The 18901-nt window shown below is 70.8% G+C and carries 16 protein-coding genes; 8 read left to right on the top strand and 8 right to left on the bottom strand.

The annotated features are described in order from the left end of the window. Positions 1-45: 45 nt before the first annotated feature. The 6 genes from ACU5E9_RS14175 to ACU5E9_RS14150 all read left to right on the top strand — a co-directional run bounded on the left by ACU5E9_RS14175 (position 46) and on the right by ACU5E9_RS14150 (position 5214). Positions 46-1512 (top strand): rhamnulokinase, encoded by a 1467-nt coding sequence (locus ACU5E9_RS14175; protein WP_456810550.1) that lies wholly within the window; start codon positions 46-48, stop codon positions 1510-1512. 27 nt (positions 1513-1539) lie between these two features. Continuing rightward, complete coding sequence (locus ACU5E9_RS14170; protein ID WP_456810549.1) at positions 1540-1935, top strand: sortase; 396 nt, start codon at positions 1540-1542, stop codon at positions 1933-1935. Between the two features lie 77 nt (positions 1936-2012). Continuing rightward, a complete protein-coding gene (locus ACU5E9_RS14165; RefSeq protein WP_456810548.1) occupies positions 2013-2603 on the top strand; it encodes a DJ-1/PfpI family protein in 591 nt (196 codons plus the stop codon). A gap of 46 nt (positions 2604-2649) precedes the next feature. Then, complete coding sequence (locus ACU5E9_RS14160; protein WP_456810547.1) at positions 2650-3012, top strand: LysR family transcriptional regulator; 363 nt, start codon at positions 2650-2652, stop codon at positions 3010-3012. A gap of 110 nt (positions 3013-3122) precedes the next feature. Continuing rightward, positions 3123-3884, top strand: a complete 762-nt coding sequence (locus tag ACU5E9_RS14155) for a FadR/GntR family transcriptional regulator (protein ID WP_456810546.1) — start codon at positions 3123-3125, stop codon at positions 3882-3884. Positions 3885-3939: 55 nt separating this feature from the next. After that, positions 3940-5214 (top strand): alpha-hydroxy acid oxidase, encoded by a 1275-nt coding sequence (locus ACU5E9_RS14150; RefSeq protein ID WP_456810545.1) that lies wholly within the window; start codon positions 3940-3942, stop codon positions 5212-5214. A gap of 97 nt (positions 5215-5311) precedes the next feature. Here the strand turns inward: ACU5E9_RS14150 and rocD are convergent, their stop codons facing one another. Both rocD and ddaH read right to left on the bottom strand, forming a co-directional pair. Further along, positions 5312-6571 carry an ornithine--oxo-acid transaminase gene (rocD, locus tag ACU5E9_RS14145; protein ID WP_456810544.1) on the bottom strand — a complete coding sequence of 420 codons (1260 nt, stop codon included), beginning with the start codon at positions 6569-6571 and terminating at the stop codon, positions 5312-5314. Then, positions 6568-7341, bottom strand: a complete 774-nt coding sequence (gene ddaH / locus ACU5E9_RS14140) for a dimethylargininase (RefSeq protein WP_456813546.1) — start codon at positions 7339-7341, stop codon at positions 6568-6570. The genes rocD and ddaH overlap by 4 nt, the downstream gene beginning before the upstream one ends. A gap of 309 nt (positions 7342-7650) precedes the next feature. Here ddaH and ACU5E9_RS14135 point away from each other — a divergent pair, with 309 nt between their 5' ends. Together ACU5E9_RS14135 and ACU5E9_RS14130 are read left to right on the top strand one after the other, a co-directional pair. Next, a complete protein-coding gene (locus ACU5E9_RS14135; protein ID WP_456810543.1) occupies positions 7651-8088 on the top strand; it encodes an Lrp/AsnC family transcriptional regulator in 438 nt (145 codons plus the stop codon). Between the two features lie 9 nt (positions 8089-8097). After that, positions 8098-8469, top strand: coding sequence for a GntR family transcriptional regulator (locus ACU5E9_RS14130; protein WP_456810542.1), 372 nt, complete (start codon positions 8098-8100; stop codon positions 8467-8469). Positions 8470-8504: 35 nt separating this feature from the next. Here ACU5E9_RS14130 and ACU5E9_RS14125 read toward each other — a convergent pair whose 3' ends face one another. From ACU5E9_RS14125 to ACU5E9_RS14100, 6 genes are all read right to left on the bottom strand, one after another. Continuing rightward, positions 8505-8945: a YdeI/OmpD-associated family protein gene (locus ACU5E9_RS14125; protein ID WP_456810541.1), complete on the bottom strand. Its 441-nt coding sequence runs from the start codon at positions 8943-8945 to the stop codon at positions 8505-8507. 332 nt (positions 8946-9277) lie between these two features. Further along, positions 9278-10249 (bottom strand): NAD-dependent epimerase/dehydratase family protein, encoded by a 972-nt coding sequence (locus tag ACU5E9_RS14120; RefSeq protein ID WP_456810540.1) that lies wholly within the window; start codon positions 10247-10249, stop codon positions 9278-9280. Beyond that, on the bottom strand, positions 10246-12972 hold the full coding sequence (locus ACU5E9_RS14115; protein ID WP_456810539.1) for an alpha/beta fold hydrolase: 2727 nt from the start codon (positions 12970-12972) through the stop codon (positions 10246-10248). The genes ACU5E9_RS14120 and ACU5E9_RS14115 overlap by 4 nt, the downstream gene beginning before the upstream one ends. Beyond that, complete coding sequence (locus ACU5E9_RS14110) at positions 12966-13967, bottom strand: 3-oxoacyl-ACP synthase III (protein ID WP_456810538.1); 1002 nt, start codon at positions 13965-13967, stop codon at positions 12966-12968. Before ACU5E9_RS14110 ends, ACU5E9_RS14115 begins: the two co-directional genes overlap by 7 nt. A gap of 235 nt (positions 13968-14202) precedes the next feature. Next, positions 14203-17832, bottom strand: coding sequence for a proline dehydrogenase family protein (locus ACU5E9_RS14105; RefSeq protein ID WP_456810537.1), 3630 nt, complete (start codon positions 17830-17832; stop codon positions 14203-14205). Then, positions 17829-18848, bottom strand: a complete 1020-nt coding sequence (locus tag ACU5E9_RS14100) for an adenosine deaminase (protein WP_456810536.1) — start codon at positions 18846-18848, stop codon at positions 17829-17831. Before ACU5E9_RS14100 ends, ACU5E9_RS14105 begins: the two co-directional genes overlap by 4 nt. Positions 18849-18901: the final 53 nt, after the last annotated feature.

The raw sequence follows: 18901 nt of genomic DNA, 5'->3' as shown, positions 1-18901 counted from the left end.
GCAATTGTCCGCACGGGTAACAGTTGTGCGCTGGGAGCGGGCGTCGTGACCGGCGCGGGCGGCTTCGTCGCCGCGGTCGACCTCGGCGCCTCCAGCGGCCGGGTCATGCTCGGCGAGGTCGGGCCCAACCGGCTGGAGCTGCACTCGGTGGCCCGGTTCCCGAACAACCCCGTGCGCACCGTCGACGGCCTGCACTGGAACATCCTCGAGCTCTACCGCAACGCGCTGCTCGGCCTGCAGGCCGCGGTGCGCGAGTCCCCCGGCCTGGCCAGCGTCGGCATCGATTCCTGGGCGGTCGACTACGCGCTGCTGCGGGGCGACCGGATGCTGGGCACCCCGTTCCACTATCGCGACGATCGCACCGCGGCCGGCGCCAGTGCCACCCACGCCCTCGTGCCGCCGGCCGAGCTGTACAGCCAGAACGGCCTCCAGGTGCTGCCGTTCAACACCCTGTACCAGCTCGCCGCCGACCGATCGACCGGTGACCTCGCCGTGGCGGACGGCCTGCTGCTAATTCCCGACCTGCTCGGCTTCTGGCTCACCGGCCGGCGGGTGGCCGAATGCAGCAACGCCTCCACCACCGGGCTCTTGCACGCCGGCACCGGGGCGGATGCCCGCTGGAACGACGCGCTGATCAGCCGGCTCGGGCTGCCCCGGGGGCTGTTCCCCGAGCTGGTCTCCGCAGGCGAGTCCATCGGACCCCTGTTGCCCGGCGTGGCCGCGGAACTGGGCTCGCCGCGGCTGGAGCTCGTTGCGGTGGGGTCGCACGACACCGCATCCGCTGTCGTCGCGGTACCGATGCTCACCGACGACTGCGCCTACATCTCCAGCGGCACCTGGTCCCTCGTCGGCGTGGAACTGCCGGCGCCGGTGCTCACCGAGGCCAGCCGGGCCGCGAACTTCACGAACGAGGGCGGCGTCGACGGCCGGGTGCGCTACCTGCGCAATGTGATGGGGCTGTGGTTGCTCAGCGAGTCGATCCGCGGCTGGGAGCGGGACGGCGAGCCGATCGACCTAGCCGCCCTCCTCGCCGAGGCGGCCGCGCTGCCCGGCCCCGGCCTGCTCTTCGACGTCGATAACGCCCGCTTCCTGGCGCCAGGGGACGTGCCCGCCCGGATCGAGGCCTATTTCCAGGAGCACGGCCGGCGACCCCCCGGCAGCCGGGCCGAGCTGGTGCGCAGCATCGTGGAGAGCCTCGCGGCCGCCTATGCCCGCACCCTCCGCACCATCACGGAGCTCTCCGGCCGAACCATCCGCACCGTGCACATCGTGGGCGGCGGCTCGCAGAACGAGCTGCTCTGCCGGCTCACCGCCGACTACACGGGGCTCCCGGTGCTGGCCGGGCCGGTCGAAGCGACCGCCATCGGGAACGTGCTGGTGCAGGCCCGCGCCCAGGGTTTCGTGACCGGCAGCCTGGAGAGCCTGCGGGACCTGGTGCGCCGGGCCTATCCGCCACGCAGCTACCAGCCGTCGCCGTCGGGCCCGGTTCTGCACGATAACATTTCACCGTAGGCAGAGCGACGGGAACGGCGGGCACGGGTGGACCTTCACGACATCGTCTCGATGCTCAGCGAGATCTTCACCATCGTCGGCCTGCTCGTCGGCATTCCGCTCTACATCGCCGGCCTGTCGATGCGCGGGTTCGGCGGTCGTTGGCTTGAGACCGACGGCGTCATCGCCCAGACCGCGCAGGGCCCGGTCATCCGCTGGTTCGACACCACCGGCGAGGTGCACGAGGCCCTGGCCGACAGCCACGAGTCCGTCAGCCTCGAACCGGGCGACGACATCACGGTGTGGTTCCGCTCCCACGCGCCCGAACGCTGCCGCACCCATTCGCCGGACCATGACGGCAAGGCGCTGCGCCTGACCGGGCTCATCCTGACCGGCATCGGCGTCGGATCGGCGATCCTGGGGATCGTTCTGCTGTTCGTCTGAACCGCAGGGTTGTGGCCGGCAGGCCGCGGGCGGATGCTGGCTCCGAGAAGCCGAATCCCCAACAGCAGAGGTATGCCATGGACAAGATCATCATCCTCACCGGAGACGCCGCAGAGACCCTGGAGGTGTTCTACCCCTACCAGCGGCTGCGCGAGGCGGGCTACGAGGTGCACATCGCCGCCCCCGAGAAGAAGACACTGCAGTTCGTCGTGCACGACTTCGTCGAGGGGTTCGACACCTACACCGAGAAGCTCGGCCATACCCTTGCTGCCGACATCGCGTTCCGGGACGTTGACCCGGCCGACTACCTGGCGGTGGTGATTCCCGGCGGCCGTGCGCCGGAGCACATCCGCAACAACGAGGATGCGCGCCGCATCGTGCGGCACTTCTTCGACACCAACGCTCCCGTTGCGGCACTGTGCCACGGCCCCCTGCTGCTCGCCGCAGCCGGTGTGCTCGAGGGGCGCACGTCGGCGGCGTACCCGGCGTTGCAGATCGACGTGGAGCTGGGCGGCGGAACCTTCGAGAACGGCGCGGCCGTCGTCGACGGGAATCTGGTCTCCGGGCGGGCCTGGCCAGACCACCCCGAGTGGATGCGGGAGTTCATGAAGCTGCTCGATGACGCCCGCGTGCAGAGCCGCCCGGTGGAGGCCGTCGCGACCGCGTAGCCTGTAGGCAGGTGCGCGACCGGCGCGCACGGCTGAGAGGATGCCCGTGGACACCACACTGCTCCGGCGTTTTGTCGCCGTCGCCGAGGAGCTGGACATCGTCCGTGCCGCGAAGAACCTCAACGTGTCGCGCACGACACTGATGAAGTCCATCACCGCCCTCGAAACCGAACTCGGCGTTCCGCTGTTCGAACCGGCCTCAGACAACCCCTACCTCACCGAGGCCGGCATCGCCCTGCTCGCCGAGTCCAAGGGGCTTCTCGCGCACATGCCCCCGGCCGGCGGGCCGTCGCAGGGCTCTGGCAATGCGTCGGGCGGCGGCGGCAAGGCCAAGGCGTCCAAGGGCCGCGGGCGCGCGCCAGCGGTGAAGGGCCAGTCCGCGCCCGGAAAGCGCCGCCAGTCTCGCTGAGCCACTAATTTCAGGGTGGCTTTTCGCCTCCTCGCTGGCTAGGCTGTGTGGTCAGACCACATAGGTCCCGCCCGCACTCGACCCACAGCCCGCCAATGAAGGAGGACACCGTGACCGTCGACGACCGCCGCGCCTGGGAGACCGTGCTCTCCGCCATCGAAAACGACCTGCTCTGGGGCCGGCTGAAGCCCGGCGACCGGCTCCCCGGCGAGCGCGCCCTGGCCGCCGACCTGGGCGTGGGCCGGTCGAGCGTCCGCGAGGCCATCCGGGTGCTCGAGGTGCTCGGCCTCGTGCGCACCAACGTCGGCTCCGGGCCGACGTCCGGCGCGATCATCGTGGCCCTTCCCGGCGGCGGCATGAGCGCCCTGATGCGGCTGCAGGTCGCCGCGCAGGGCTTCCCCGTGGCCGACATCGTCAAGACCCGCCTGGTGCTGGAAACCGCCGTCGCGGCCGAGCTCGCCGAGGCCGTGCTCTCCGCCGCGCTGCTGCGCCCAGACCGGGCGCATCCGGACCGGCAGGATCCCGATCTCGGCCGGTGCGTGCAGCTGCTCGACGCCATGGATGCCCCCGGCATGGGCGGAGACGAATTCCTCGCCCTCGACGCTGCTTTCCACCTCTCCCTGGCGGAGGCGTGCGGCAACCAGGTCGTGATCGCGACCATGGCCGGGCTGCGGAACGCCATCGAGGGGTACGTGCGCGCGGGGGTCGCCCGGCTGGTCTCCTGGCCGGACACCTCGGCCCGGCTGCGGGCCGAGCACCGCGCCATCCTCGCCGCCATCGAGGCCGCCGACCCGGTCGCCGCGCACGACCTGGTGCACGCCCACATCTCCGGCTACTACGCCGAGACCCGGCTCACCGCGCCGGCCCACTGACCGTATTCCGTACTGCCCCACCGCCACCGACCCCCGCGAAGAACAGGACCCACCCATGGTTGACCGCCGCCTTCCCAAGATCAAAGACCTCGCGCCGCTGATGCAGTTCAAGGTTCCGGAGCTGAACGCGAAGAAGCGTCGTCTCGAGTCCGCCCTCACCATCCACGACCTGCGGGCCATTGCCAAGCGCCGCACCCCCAAGGCCGCGTTCGACTACACCGAGGGCGCCGCCGAGGCGGAGATCTCGCTCACCCGCGCCCGCCAGGCCTTCGAGGACATCGAGTTCCAGCCGTCGATCCTGCGTGACGTGTCCACGGTCTCCACCGGCTGGGACGTGCTCGGCGCGCCCGTCGCGCAGCCGTTCGGTATCGCGCCCACCGGGTTCACCCGGATGATGCAGACCGAGGGTGAGATCGCCGGGGCGCATGCGGCGGCGAAGGCGGGCATCCCGTTCTCCCTGTCGACGATGGGCACCACCGCCATCGAGGACGTCAAGGCTGCCAACCCGAACGGCCGCAACTGGTTCCAGCTGTACATGTGGAAGGACCGAGACCGGTCGATGGCCCTGGTGGAGCGAGCCGCCGCGGCCGGCTTCGACACCCTGCTCGTCACCGTCGACGTGCCCGTGGCGGGCGCGCGACTGCGCGACAAGCGCAATGGCTTCTCGATCCCGCCGCAGCTCACCCTCGGCACCGTCGTGAACGCGCTGCCCCGCCCGGAGTGGTGGATCAACTTCCTCACCACCGAGCCGCTCGCCTTCGCCAGCCTGGACCGGTGGAGCGGCACCGTCGGTGAACTCCTCGACACCATGTTCGACCCCACCGTGACCTTCGAGGACCTGGCCTGGATCAAGGACCAGTGGCCGGGCAAGGTCGTCGTGAAGGGCGTGCAGAACCTGGCCGACGCGAAGAAGCTCGCCGACCTCGGGGTGGACGGCATCACGCTGTCCAACCACGGCGGCCGGCAGCTCGACCGGGCGCCCATCCCGTTCCACCTGCTGCCCAGCGTGGCCCGCGAGGTGGGCAACGACCTCGAGGTACACCTGGACACCGGCATCATGAGCGGCGCCGACATCGTCGCCTCGGTGGCGCTCGGCGCACGGTTCACCATGATCGGCCGCGCCTATCTGTACGGCCTGATGGCCGGCGGCGAGGCCGGCGTCGACCGGGCCATCCAGATCCTCTCCGACCAGGTCGCGCGCACCATGCGGCTGCTCGGCGTGAACTCGCTCGAGGAGCTGGAGCCCGCCCACGTGACCCAGCTCACCCGTTTGGGCCGCATCGACCCGCTGGCGGCCCAGGCCGTGGACTCGCTGCCCGGCCGCTTCTAACGACCGGATGCCCCGAGGTGCCCCCGTCCGGACGAGTTGCCCCGGTATACGGGGGCAACTCGTCCGCAACAGGGCAACTCGCGGCTGGAGGGGACGCTTACGCGGCGCCGAACTCCTCGAGCACGGCGGCGAGCTGGTCGACCGCCCAGTCCAGGTCCTCGGCCTCGACGACCAACGGCGGCGCGAGGCGGATGGTGGAACCGTGCGTGTCCTTGGCCAGCACGCCGCGCTCCATCAGCGCCTCGCAGACCGCGCGGCCCGAGGCCAGGGCCGGGTCGATGTCAATTCCGGCCCAGAGGCCCGCACCGCGCACCTCGAGCACACCGTGGCCGACCAGGCCGAGCAGACGCTCATGCAGGTGCGCGCCGAGGTCCTGCGCACGGCGCTGGTACTCGCCGGTGGCCAGGAGGTTCACGACAGCCAGGCCGACCGCCGCGGCCAGCGGGTTGCCGCCGAAGGTGGAGCCGTGCTCGCCCGGGCGCAGCACACCGAGGATGTCGGCGTTGCCGACCACGGCCGACACGGGCACGATGCCGCCGCCGAGGGCCTTGCCGAGCAGGTAGAGGTCGGGCACCACGCCGGCCTGCTCCACGGCGAAGGTCGCCCCGGTGCGGCCGAGGCCGGACTGGATCTCATCCGCGATGAAGAGCACATTGTGCCGGCTGGTGATCTCCCGGACCGCGGGCAGGTAGTCGGCGGGCGGCACCACGATACCGGCCTCACCCTGGATCGGCTCGAGCAGCACGGCAACGGTGTTCTCGTCGATGGCCGCCTCCAGCGCCGCCGCGTCACCGTACGGGACGGTGCGGAACCCGGGTGTGAACGGGCCGAAATCGGCGCGCGCGGACTCGTCGTCGGAGAAGCTGATGATGGTGGTGGTGCGGCCGTGGAAGTTGCCGCCGGCGACGATGATGTTTGCCATCCCCGCCGCGACGCCCTTCACCCGGTAGCCCCACGCACGGGCGACCTTGATGCCGGACTCGACGGCCTCGGCGCCGGTGTTCATCGGCAGCACCATGTCCTTGCCGGCCAGCTTGGCCAGCGCGGTCACGAACGGGCCGAGCTGGTCGTTGTGGAACGCGCGGCTGGTGAGGGTGATCCGGCCCAGCTGCGCGCGCGCGGCATCCAGCAGCACCGGGTTGGAGTGGCCGAAGTTGACCGCGGAGTACGCGGCCAGGCAGTCGAGGTAGCGCTTGCCGTTGATGTCGGTGACCCAGGCGCCGTCACCCGAGGCCACGACAACGGCCAGCGGGTGGTAGTTGTGGGCCGCGTGCGCGTTCTCCTGCGCGATGGCGGCGGTCTGGTCGGTCAGGCCCACCTGCGCGGTGAGGCCGGTCGCGTCGGTCAGGGCGCTCATCGGCGCAGCTCCAGAGTGCAGCACTTCACGCCTCCGCCGCCGAGCAGCAGCTCGGACAGGTCGACGCCGATGGGGTTGTAGCCGCGGGCGCGCAATTGGCGCTCGAAGTCCTTGGCCCGGGCGGCGATCACCACGTTGTAGCCGTCGGAGTAGGAGTTGAGGCCGAGGATGGCGGCATCCTCTTCGGTCACGATCACGGCATCCGGGTAGCGCTCGCGCAGGATGGCCAGGCTCGGCTCGTCGAACGCGCTGGGCAGGTAGGCGATGTTGGTGTCGTCGAGCACGGCGACGGCGGTGTCGAGGTGGTAGAAGCTCGGGTTGACCAGCTTGAGTGTGATCACCGGGCGACCGTAGATCGCCGAGACCTCTTCGTGGCTGTTCGACGCGCTGCGGAAGCCGGTGCCGGCCAGGATGACGTCGCCGACGAGCAGGAAGTCGCCCTCGCCCTCGTTGATCTCGACGGGTTCACGCACGTCGAAGCCATTGGCGCCGAACCAGTCCATGTAGGCCGGGCCTTCCGGCTGACGCTGCGGGTAGGTGAAGTTGGCTCCGTAGGCGATCCCGTCGATGACGAAGCCCCCGTTGGCGGCGTAGACCATGTCGGGCAGGCCGTCGATGGGGTCGATCAGGTGGACGTCGAAACCGAGCGACAGGTAGGTGTCGTACAGGGTCTGCCACTGGGCGACGGCCAGGCTCGTGTCGGTCGGCAGCGCCGGGTCCATCCAGGGGTTGATGCGGTAGACCACGTTGAAGAACGCGGGCTTGCACATCAGGATGCTGCGCTTGACGGGGGTTCGGGTGGGCACGGCGGGCACCGCGGACTCATCCGGGGTTGCGGCTGCGAGATCGAGTGACACGGGAGCTCCTCTGCTGGCGCTCCGCCGGCGGGCGCGAGGCGGAATGCGAATGTATGGCGGACCAGGTCGCTCTCGTGAGCCCGGCGCAATTCGGGGAAACCGAAGTGCACAGGGACGCCGCTTCTAGTGTCACACAGCACGAATCAACGTTTCATGCGAATTCGCGCAGGGAACGCGCGTTGCGACCCCGATGAGCGCAAATTCGCCGCGTACACTGGGCAAATGGACAACCTCGATCGCGGCATTCTCGACCTCCTCCGCCAGAACGCCCGTGCGGGTTACGGCGACATCGGGTCGGTGGTGGGGCTGTCGGCCTCCGCGGTGAAGCGCCGGGTCGACCGGCTCGTCGCCGACGGCGTCATCCGCGGCTTCACCATCCAGGTGGATCCGACCATCGACGGCATGAGCACCGAGGCCTACGTGGAGCTGTTCTGCCGCGGCACCGTCGCGCCCGACGAGTTGCTGCGCATCCTCTCCGGCGTGCCCGAGGTCGTCGATGCGGGCACCGTCACCGGCAGCGCCGACGCGATCGTGCACATCCGCGCCCGTGACATCCCGGGCCTCGAGGCCGCGCTGGAGAAGGTGCGACTGGCCCCGAACGTGGACCACACCCGCAGTGCGATCGTCCTCACCCGGCTGATCCACCGCGGCCCGGAGTAAGGGGCACCGATGCCGGGCCTGAGCCTCCTCATCGACACCGAGTCGACCACCCCGCCGTACGAGCAGATCCGGATGCAGGTGATCGACGCCGTGCGCACGGGCGCGCTCGCGCCCGGCGACAAACTGCCCACGGTGCGCCGGCTCGCCGGGGACCTGGGCCTGGCCGCGAACACCGTGGCACGCAGCTACCGCGCCCTGGAGCAGGACGAGGTGATCGAGACCCGCGGCCGACTCGGTTCGTTCGTCGCCGCGACCGGGGATGTGACGCACAAGCAGCTGCAGCTGGCCGCCGTCGCCTACGCCGACCGGGCGAAATCGCTCGGGGTGGATGCCGATGAGGCCATGGCCATTGTGCGCGCCGCGCTCGGCTTGGGCGCCTGACCCGACCGGACGGCCCCAGGCCGGTAGCCGGAGTGTCAGGCGCCGTTGAGCTCGGCGAGCACGGCGTCCAGCCGGCGCTGCCGGGTCGCATCGGTCTTGGCGCCCTCGATCGCCAGGACGTGCCGGCGCTGGTTACTCACCGACAGCTTGTCGAAGGCCGTTCGCGCGGCCGGGTCCGTCGCCAGCGCGGCACTGAGCACCTCGGGTTCGTCGACGGTGCGCGGTTGGTCGTCGAGCTCGATGGTCACATCCACCTCGTCGCCTCCCGCGACGCCGGCCTTGTCCCGGTTCTCGGCGCTGAGGGCGATCATGTACTTCCCCCGGTACGGCGCGACCGAGCTGCGGTAGCTGTGCCCGTTGATCGTCACGGTGATGGCGTGCCGTTTGCCCGGACCGAGGCCCGCGACGACCTCGTCTGGCACCGGGATGCCGGTGGCGGTGGCGCCGGATTGTTCGATGACGGTGCGAAAGTCCATAGGGCGAGTATGCCGTCAGCCCCGTGCGGCGGCAACCGTCCGGGCCGGACCTCCCCATGGTGCTTCGCGAGATGACAGGCGGGACTACTTGCAAGCGCGGGAACCGCCCTCAAGTGGCTTCTCGCGGAACCGCTCCCGCGACTTGCGGGAAAGTGCCCCTTCAGAGCGCCCCAAGGGGCACTTTGCGGCAACTCGCGAGCGGCCGGCAGGTGAGTTGCCAGTTCGTGCCCTCTCCGGGCGGCGCAATGGGCACCAACTGGCAACTCACGGACCGCCGGGCGGGCGGGTGAGGCTGGCTTGCGGATGCGGGCGGGTCGGGCGGGCCAGGCGGGTCAGGCCGTGCGGTAGTGCTTGGCCAGGCGGGCCAGGCCCTCGTCAAGGGTGACGGACGGCATCCAGTGCAGGTCCGCGCGGGTGCGGCGCTGGTCGAACCAGTGCGCGGTGGAGAGCTGCTCGGCCAGGAACCGGGTCATCGGCGGTTCGTCGTCGCCGGGAAAGACCCGCCACGCCGCCTCGATGACGGAGCCGGCCGCGCGGGCGACCCCCGCGGGCACGCTCCAGGCCGGCGCGGCGACGCCGGCTGCTGCGCAGATTCCCGCGAGCAACTCCGCCACCGGCCGGGGTTCGCCGTTGGTGATCACATAGGCGTTGCCGTGCACCGCATCCACCCGCTCGAGGGCGGCGGCGATGGCGCTGGCCGCGTTGTCGACGTAGGTGGTGTCGATCAGCGCGGCGCCGTGGCCGAGCAGCGGCAGCCGGCCCGCCCGGGCGCGCTCGACGATGCGGGCGATGAGCTGGGTGTCACCCGGACCCCAGACCAGGTGCGGCCGCACGGCGACGACCCGCAGCTCGGGCGAGTCGGCTGCGAGGGCCAGCAACTCGGCGGCGGCCTTGGTGCGGGCATAGTCGCCGCGGGCATGCGCCGGGTCGGCGGGCAGCGCGTCGCTGCCGGTGATGGAGGCGCCGGAGTGCGCCACCGAGGGCGACGAGACGAACACCAGACGCGGCACCCCGGCGGTGCGGGCAGCGTCGAGCAGGGTGCGGGTGCCGCCCACGTTCACGGTCTCGAACTCGGCGGGCGCGCCGGCCAGCGAGACCTTCGCGGCCAGGTGCACGATGGCGTCGACCCCGGTGACGGCCTCGGCGACGGCGGCCGGGTCGGTGACCGAGCCGAGCGCATCCTCGGCGCCGGCGACGCCACTGGGCCGGCGCTGGAAGCAGCGCACCTCGTGGCCGGCGGCCAGGATGGCGGCAGCGACCGCGCGGCCGAGGAAACCGCTGGCTCCCGTGACGAGAACCCTCATGGCTGGGTCAGCCTGGCCCCGGTGAGGATGCCGTGCGCCCAGCCGGCCAGGCGGGTGCGGTCGATCTTCGAGTTGTGGCGGATGTCGGTGGGCAGGTGCGGAACCACGAGCACCGCGGCGACCGGGTGGCCGGCGACCATCCGCACGTCCTCGGCGAGTGCGGTCTCGGCCAGGCCCACCCGGGCCGCCGGCGGAATGGTCTCGACGACGATGACGACCTGCTGGTTGCCGGCCGGCCCGACGCCCACGGCGGCGGCGCGGGCGACATCGGTCAGCGCCGATGCCGCGATCTCGGGGCCGACGGGGGTGACGACGCCGAGGGCGGTGGTGATCACGTGCGGCATGCGCCCTTCCACCCACAGCCGGCCGGCGGCATCCAGGTGCCCCACATCACCGGTTCGGTGCCACCGTTCGCCGGCGGTGACCTCGCGGGTCGCAGCCAGGTCGGTAAGCCACAGCCGGTCGTAGTGGTCCTTCACGTGCGGTGCGGAGACGACGATCTCTCCGGTCACGCCCGCGGCTTCGGACAGCGCGCCGACCGCGGCGCCCGTCTCATCGAGGGCGCTGATGCGCACCCGGGTGGTCGCGGCCGGGCGTCCGACGCAGACCCCGCCGGGACCGCGGGCCACGTCGTCGCGGGCGGCCTCGCGGATGCCGTCGAGGGTGATGTCGGTCATCAACAGGCCCTCGGTCATGCCGTAGGGGGTGTGGGCGCTGGCGCCCGGCATGAGGGCAGCGGCCGAGGCGAGCAACGGCTCGGACACGGGGGCGCCGGCCGAGAGGAAGCTCTGCACCCGGGCCAGGGCGGCGTGCTCGTCGGGGCCGAGTTCCCCCTGCGTGGCCACGACGTTGGCCAGGGCGGCCGGCGACAGGAACACGACGGTGGCGTCGATCGCCGCCACCGCGGCGGCGACGGCCGTGGCGGTGAGGGTCTTGGGCGCCGTGACGTCCATGTCGGGGGTCACCGAGCGGGCGCCGAGCGCCGGGCCCAGCAGCGCGAACGGTGCGAAACCGGCGACCAGGCCGGTGCCGCGGCCCACGCCGTACTGGTTGTGCAGCGCCTGGCTCACCGCGGCCAGCTGGCCGTGGGTGTACACGACGCCCTTGGCGGGGCCGGTGGATCCGGAGGTGAACAACACCGCCGCGACGTCGCCGGGTTGCGGCGGCTCGGGGAGCTCTTCGTCGCGGCCGAGGGAGATGAGGTCGGCGAGGGCGTACGAGACGCCGAGGGCTCGGCGGCTCGCACCGGGCAACCGGGCGGTGGAAATCTTCTGGCCCGGCCAACCGAGGGCGCGGGCGGCCATCAGCCCGGGCAGGGCGCCGATGACGTGGTCGGGACGGGCGCCGCGGACCGCGCGGGTGAGCCCGGTCAGGCCGAGGCCGGCGTCGGCGACGACCACGATCGCGCCGAGGCGGAGGCAGGCGTAAAGCACCGCGGTGAGGTCGGCGCTGGGCGGCACGAGCAGGGACACCCGGTCACCTTTGCGGACACCGACCTGGCGGAGGCCGGCCGCGATCTCGCGCACCCGGCGGGACAGCAGGTGCCAGCTCACGACGCGGGGGCCGGCGCCGGAGCCCGGCGCCATGTCGATGAGGGCGGTCTCGTCGCTGTCCTGCAGTTCGTCGAGGTAGTACCAGAGCGGGCGCGGGTCGGTCGACGTGGTCTCGACAGGCTCGACCAGCGCGGACGGCTCGGCCGGCGAGGACGGCAGCGAGGACGGCTCGGCCGGCGGGGAGGGCTCGACTCGCTCGACGGCGAGCCAGGTGAGCGCGGACCCGGCGTAGTCGACGTCCTCGGCGATCAGGTGCCCGGCGCCCTCGAAGCGGTGCACGTCGGCGTGCGGCAACCGGTCGATGAGGTCGTCGAGGTACCGGTCGCTGAAGATCGGGTCCTGCGGGCCCCAGAGCATCAGGGCGGGCACCGTGAGCGCGCGGAGCGCCTCGGCGATGCGGTCCAGTTCCGGGTAGCTGTCGTGCCCGGCGTCCACCGGGATGTCGGCGACGAACCCGCCGATGCCGCCGCGACGGGCCGCCGTGCGATACGGCGCCCGATAGCCGTTCTTGACCTCACTGGTCAGGGCCGGGTGGCCGAGCGCCAGGGTGGTGTCGAGGAACGCGGTGGTGAGCACGGTGCCGGCACCGAGCACACCCTTGGCGAGGGCGAGTCGCAGCGGCGCCGGGATCGGCTCCGCCTCGCTCTGGTGGATGGCCGTGTTCAGCAGCATGACGCCGGACAGGAGTTCCGGGTGGTCGACGGCCCAGCCCAGCGACACCACTCCGCCCCAGTCGTGCCCGAAGGTGACCACGGGGCCGGCGAGGCCGAGCGTGCGGGTGAGGTCGTCGAGGTCTTGCACGCGGCGGGCGAGGGGCCGGGCGACGCCGGTGCGCTCGGAGAAGCCCATGTCGAGCTGGTCGACCGCGATGACCCGCCAGGCCGGGCGCCCGGCTGTGGCCAGGGCGGTGGCCTGGGCCACCAGGTCGCGCCAGAGGTACGACCAGGTGGGGTTGCCGTGCACGCACAGCACCGTGCCCACCGGTTCGACGCCGAGCGCGGTCAGCTGCTCGCCGTTGTCGAGGAGGTGCCAGGCGTGAGTGGTCTCGCCGCCGCTCTCCACCACGTCCACGATCCGCGACCACTGCGGGTCGAGCCCGGGAAGTCCGCTGGGAGGAATGCTCGCCGGAGCCAGGGCCGTCGCGACGCGCGGCAGCCGGTAGCTCACCACGTGATCTCCATCATGGCCGTGTTCAGGCCGGAGCCGACGCCCATCAGCAGGACCCGGTTGCCGGGCACGAGGCGCTCGGCTTCCTGGGACAGCGTGATCGGGATCGAGGCGGGCCCCACGTTGCCGTAGGTCGGATAGGTCAGCGGCACCCGGCTGCGGTCGAGGCCCGTGGCCTTGACGATCGCGTTGGTGTGCACGTCCGAGACCTGGTGCAGGATGTAGCGGTCCATGCTCGACCAGCTCCAGTCCCGCTTGGCTTCGGTCCACGCCGACACGACGAGTTCCATGCCGCCCTTGAGCAGGGCCTTCGCGTCGGTGAACATGCCGTCGACGCTGCCGACGCAGAGGTCGTTGAACTGGGTGGCGGCCCGGGTCACGCCGCCCAGGATGCGGTGGCCTTCCGGATGCGCGTCTGCCGGGCCGAGCACCGCGGCCGCGGCTCCGGACCCGAGGGTGAGACTGGCGAACTCGCTCATGAAGTCCTTGCGGCCGATGTCCGGCCGGCCGAGGCGCTCAATGGTGTTGGTCTGGATCTCGTCGGCGTCCTCGCCGTCGATGATCACGGCGTACTTGATCTGGCCGGAGTCGATCAGCTGGGCGGCCAGGGTCATCCCATTGACGAAGCCCAGGCAGGCGTTGGCGATGTCGAAGTTCGTCGCCGACGACGGCAGGCCGAGGCCGTGGTGGATGCGCACGGCGACGGAGGGCTCGAGGTGCTTGCGGGTGACCGAGGTGTTGATCATCAGCCCCACCTCGCTCGGGTCGACCCCGGCCTGGGCGAGGGCGCGCTTGCCGGCGGCGACGGCGGCGTCGTCGAACGCCTGCCCCTCGGCCCAGTTGCGACGCTCGTGCACCCCGGCCACACGCTGCAGCAGCCCCTTGGGCAGCCGCAGCCGCTTGAGCGCCGGCTGCAGGCGCCGGTCGATGTCTTCAGAGGTGGTGATGCGGGGAGCGATCGTCGTGGCGACCGACAACAACGCGACATTGCGGTGCATCGTTGTTGCGTTTCCGTCCAACGGGGTCCCCTGTCGAGTTTTGAGTGGCGACAAATCTAGTCCTATCGATTTTCTCTCAGAAGTCTGAGTGGCAACCGTGCGGTAGCTGATACCCGCAGCGACCGCGCTTTTCCGGTGGACTCCGCCACGGCTACCCTCCATTATCAGCCCTTTCTCTGAGCATCCCGGCATTGAGACCGGTGTACTCCGATTAGGCGATTCAGGCCAGACGACGCTAGACGACCTCGTCCGTGAGGGTGCTCGGGTTACCGAAGCGATGGTTGGTGATCGAGATCGCCTGTTCCCGCAGGAACGGCAACAGTTCGACCCGCCCGGACTGGGTGACCGGCTGCGCGTAGACGGCGATGTCGGGGCTGCCGCCCAGCGCGTGGACCAGTGCCCTGGCAGCGTCGGAGGCGCCGGCCAGCGGATCGCTGCCGACCAGCCGTACCCGGCTCGTGGAGATCTCGCCCGCGGCGGCCCGGGCCAGCCACTCGGCGTCGGTCTCGATAATCACTTCGATACCTCGCGGCGCGAGCACCGAACGCACCCGATCCGGCACGTCGAGGGCGCTGGAGACCACGAACTTCGACTTGGACAACAGGCCGGCCGCGATGACGCGCAACAGCAGCGCCAGGTTGCCGTCCTCACCCAGCCGCACGGTGACGGGCAGGGGAAGGTACCGGAACACGTTGCGCTCCAGCCCGATCGCCGAGACGTCGGTGACGGCGGCGAATTCCTCTCGCCAGGCGAGGGCGTCGCTCAGGGCGGAACGGCGGAGCACGTCGAATTCCTCGTAGGGCAGCGAGGGCTGGGATGCCTCGATCAGGTCGGTGATCCGGTCCTGCAGGCCCCGCAGGTGCAGGGTGGAGCTGTTCCGCCCCGGGTCGGTCACCCAGCCGCCCAGCCCGAACAGGTAGTTGGGTCCGCCGGCCTTGTTTCCCGGCCCGACGGCCGAGCGCTTCCACCCTCCGAACGGTTGCCGTTGCACGATCGCGCCGGTGATGCCGCGGTTCACGTAGAGGTTGCCGGCCTGCACGGTGTCCACCCACTCGGTGATTTCCTGCGCGTCGAGCGAGTGCAGCCCTGCGGTGAGGCCGTAGTCGACGGCGTTCTGGTAACGGATGGCTTCGGCCAGCGTGCGGGCGTGCATGACGCCGAGCACCGGCCCGAAGAACTCGGTCAGGTGGAAGTACGACCCGGCGGAGACGCCGGAGCGGATGCCGGGCGACCACAGCTGGCCGACCCCGGTTTCCAGGGGGTCGTCGAGCAGCTTCGGTTCGACCAGCCACCGTTCGCCGGCACCCAGCTCGGTGAGCGCGTGCAGCAGCTTGCCGGAGGCGGGTTCGATAATCGGCCCCATCTGGCTGTCGGGGTCGGCGGGACGCCCCACGCGCAGCGAGGTGGCTGCATCCACCAATTGGCCCAGGAACCGGGCGGACCTGGCGACGGACCCGACCAGGATGACCAGGCTGGCGGCGGAGCACTTCTGGCCGGCGTGGCCGAACGCGCTCTTGATCACGTCGGCGGCGGCGAGGTCGAAGTCGGCGGACGGGGTGACGATGATCGCGTTCTTGCCACTGGTCTCGGCGAGGAGGGGAAGGTCCTCGCGCAACCCACGGAAGGTCTGCGCGGTTTCGTACGCGCCGGTGAGGATCACCCGGTCGACGGCGGGATGGCCGAGCAGGCGGCTGCCGAGGGTGCGGTCGGGCAGGTCGACGAGGGCCAGCAGCTCCCGGGGGACCCCGGCCTCCCAGAGCGCCTCGACGAGCACGGCCCCGGTGCGCTGGGCGAGGGTGGCGGGCTTGATGATGACGCCGGATCCCGCGGCCAGGGCGGCGAGGACTCCGCCGGCCGGGATGGCGACGGGGAAGTTCCACGGCGGCGTGACCACGGTCAGCCGGGCCGGCACGAACGTGGCGCCCTGCACCCGGTCGAGGTCGCGGGCGCGTTCGGCGTAGTAGTGGGCGAAGTCGATCGCTTCGCTGACCTCGGGGTCGCCTTCCGCAATGGTCTTGCCGGTTTCGGAGGCCATCACCTCGATCAGGCGGGCACGATTGGCGGCGAGGCCCTGGCCGGCCCGGTGCAGCACGGCGGCGCGTTCGGCGCCGGACTTCCGCGCCCAGTCGGCGGCCGCGCCGGTGACGGTCTCGATGATCTCGTCGAGCCTCTCGGCGTCGTCCACGCGGGCGCGGGCGATCGCCTCGACGCCCAGCCGGGAGTGCTCGACCTGCGCGAGGATCGCACGGCCCCAGGCACGGTTCGCCGGCAGCGACGGGTCGGTGTCCGGTTCGTTGCGGAACGCGCCGAGCACCGACAGGCTGCGGGAGACCGAGCCGCGGGTGAGTCCGAGGACCATCGCGGTGAGGTTGGGGTCGTCGTCGGGGGCCGGCGGCGTGGTCAGCGCGGGGGTGGGCGTCAGACCGGACACCGGCTCAAGGGGCACGACGACCGTGCGGTCCTGCCGCCGGTTGGGTGATGGCGGCGACACCGTTCCTCGTTGCGCGCTCGACCCCGACTCGAGGGCGGCGAGGGAGTCGAGGAAGCGCTCCTTCTCCCGTTCGAACAGGGCCGGGGTGTCCGCGAGTTCGAAGACCGCGGACATGAAGTTCTCGTCGCTGGCGTTCTCTTCGAGCCGGCGGATGAGGTAGTTGATTGCAACGTCGAACTCGGCGGGGTTCACCACCGGGGTGTACAGCAGCAGCCGGCCGACATCCTTCTTCACGGCCTCGGCCTGGCTGGTGGCCATGCCCAGTAGCATTTCGAAGTCGACGCGGTCGTCGACGCCGCGCTGCCGGGCGAGGAGGTGCGCATAGGCCAGGTCGAAGAGGTTGTGGCCGGCGACACCGATGCGCACCGCGTCGGTGTTCTGCGGCGTCAGTGCCCAGTTCAGCACCCGCTTGTAATTGGTGTCGGTCTCCAGCTTGCTGGAGTACGTCGCCAGCGGCCAGCCGTGCACGGCGGCGTCGACGTGTTCCATCGCCAGGTTGGCACCCTTGACGACGCGCACCTTGATGGGCGCCCCGCCACCGGCGCGGCGCGCGTGCGCCCACTGGGTGATCTCCTGCAGCGCGCCGAGCGCATCCGGCAGGTAGGCCTGCAACACGATGCCGGCTTCGAGGTTGTGCAGGGCCGGCTGGTCGAGGATGCGTTCGAAAACCGCGATGGTGAGGCCGAGGTCGCGGTACTCCTCCATGTCGAGGTTGATGAACTTGGGGGTGGGTGACGCGGCGGCCAGTTCGTACAGCGGGGTGAGGCGCTCGACGACCCGGTCGACGGCTTCGTCGAACGCCCACATCGAGAGCTGGCTGATAATGGCGGAGACCTTGATCGAGACGTAGTCGACGTCGTCGCGGGCGAGCAGTTCCCTGGTGCCGTCCAGGCGCCGGAGCGCCTCCTTCTCCCCGAGCACGGCCTCACCGAGCAGGTTGATGTTCAGCCGGTTGCCGGAGGCGCGCAGGAGTTCGATCGCGGGGCCGAGCTTGTCCGGGGTCGCATCCACGACGAGGTGACCCACCATCTGGCGCAGCACCTTTCGGGCGGCGGGGATGACGACCCACGGCAGCACCGGGCCCATCACGCCGCCCACTCCGATTGCCCCGCGGAGCACCGGAGGCAAGAAGGCGGGGGCGAGTTTGGCCACCCGTTGCAGGTTGTAGCCGGCCACCATCACGTCCTCGGGGCGCATCACGCCGTCCACGAAGCCCACCGTGAAGTCCAGGCCGTTCGGGTCCTTCAGCACACCGGCCAACCGCTCCGCCGACACGTCAGCGGGAATCATGGCGCTGTCCTCCAGCCACCGGGATACGAGGGCCACAACCTCCGCACCGAGGTCCTGCTGCACGTTCGGGATGGGATTGGTCATGCTCCTGAGATTAGTCCCAGCAACCCCTCGAGGTGCTCGTCCACGGCGGCGACGTACCGGCGTTTCTCAGCCTCGGGCAAGAATGATGCCAGGAACGAATTGCGCGCCAGGGTGGCCATCTGGTGGGGGTCCAACCCGAACTCGCGTTCGACCGCGGCGAGGTTGTCATCGACATATCCCCCGAAGTAGGCAGGGTCATCGCTGCTGATGGTCACGAGCAGTCCGGCGGCGAGCATGGCCGGCAGCGGGTGCACGTCGAGGGTGGGTGTGGCCTGCAGGCAGACGTTGGACAGCGGACATACCGTCAGGGGAATCTGACGTGCGAAAAGGGTCTCAACGAGCTCCGGATCCTCGATGGCGCGGATCCCGTGGTCGACCCGTTCGACGCCGAGCAGGTCGAGCGCCTCGTGCACGTAGTCTGGCCCGCCTTCTTCGCCGGCGTGGGCCACCCGGTGCAACCCCAGCGCGCCGGCCCGGGCGAAGACCTCGGTGAACAGGGAGGGCGGGAAGCCCACCTCGGCGGAGTCGAGTCCGACGCCAATGAACTGGTCGCGGAACGGAACGGCGGCCTCGAGGGTCTCCAATGCGGCCTCGCCGCCGAGGTGGCGCAGGAAGCAGAGGATGAGGTCGGCCGAGATGCCGAGGTCCTGGCGGGCGTCGGTGAGGGCGCGGGTGAGTCCCGCGAAGACGACGGCCAGCGGGATGCCGTTGGCCAGGTGCGTCTGCGGGTCGAAGAAGATCTCGGCCCGGCGCACGCCGGCCGCAACAGCCCGGGTCAGGTACGCCATGCCCAGGTCGTAGAAGTCGTCTTCGGTGCGGAGCACAGCAAGATTGGCGTAGTAGATGTCGAGGAACGACTGGAGGTCGGTGAACCGGTAGAGGTCCCGCAGTTCGTCGGGGTCGTAGCTGGGCAGCGGCACATCGTTGCGGCGGGCCAGGGCGACGAGCAACTCGGTCTCCAGCGTGCCCTCGATGTGCACGTGCAGTTCGGCAACGGGCCAGGGGCCAACGGTCATAGTTCCCTCCCAGGGTGAGTCCCCACGGTACAGCTTCAGCGCCCCGTGACCTG

Source organism: Cryobacterium sp. AP23, from assembly GCF_054075385.1.
This window is presented reverse-complemented; position numbering and strand designations above follow the sequence as displayed.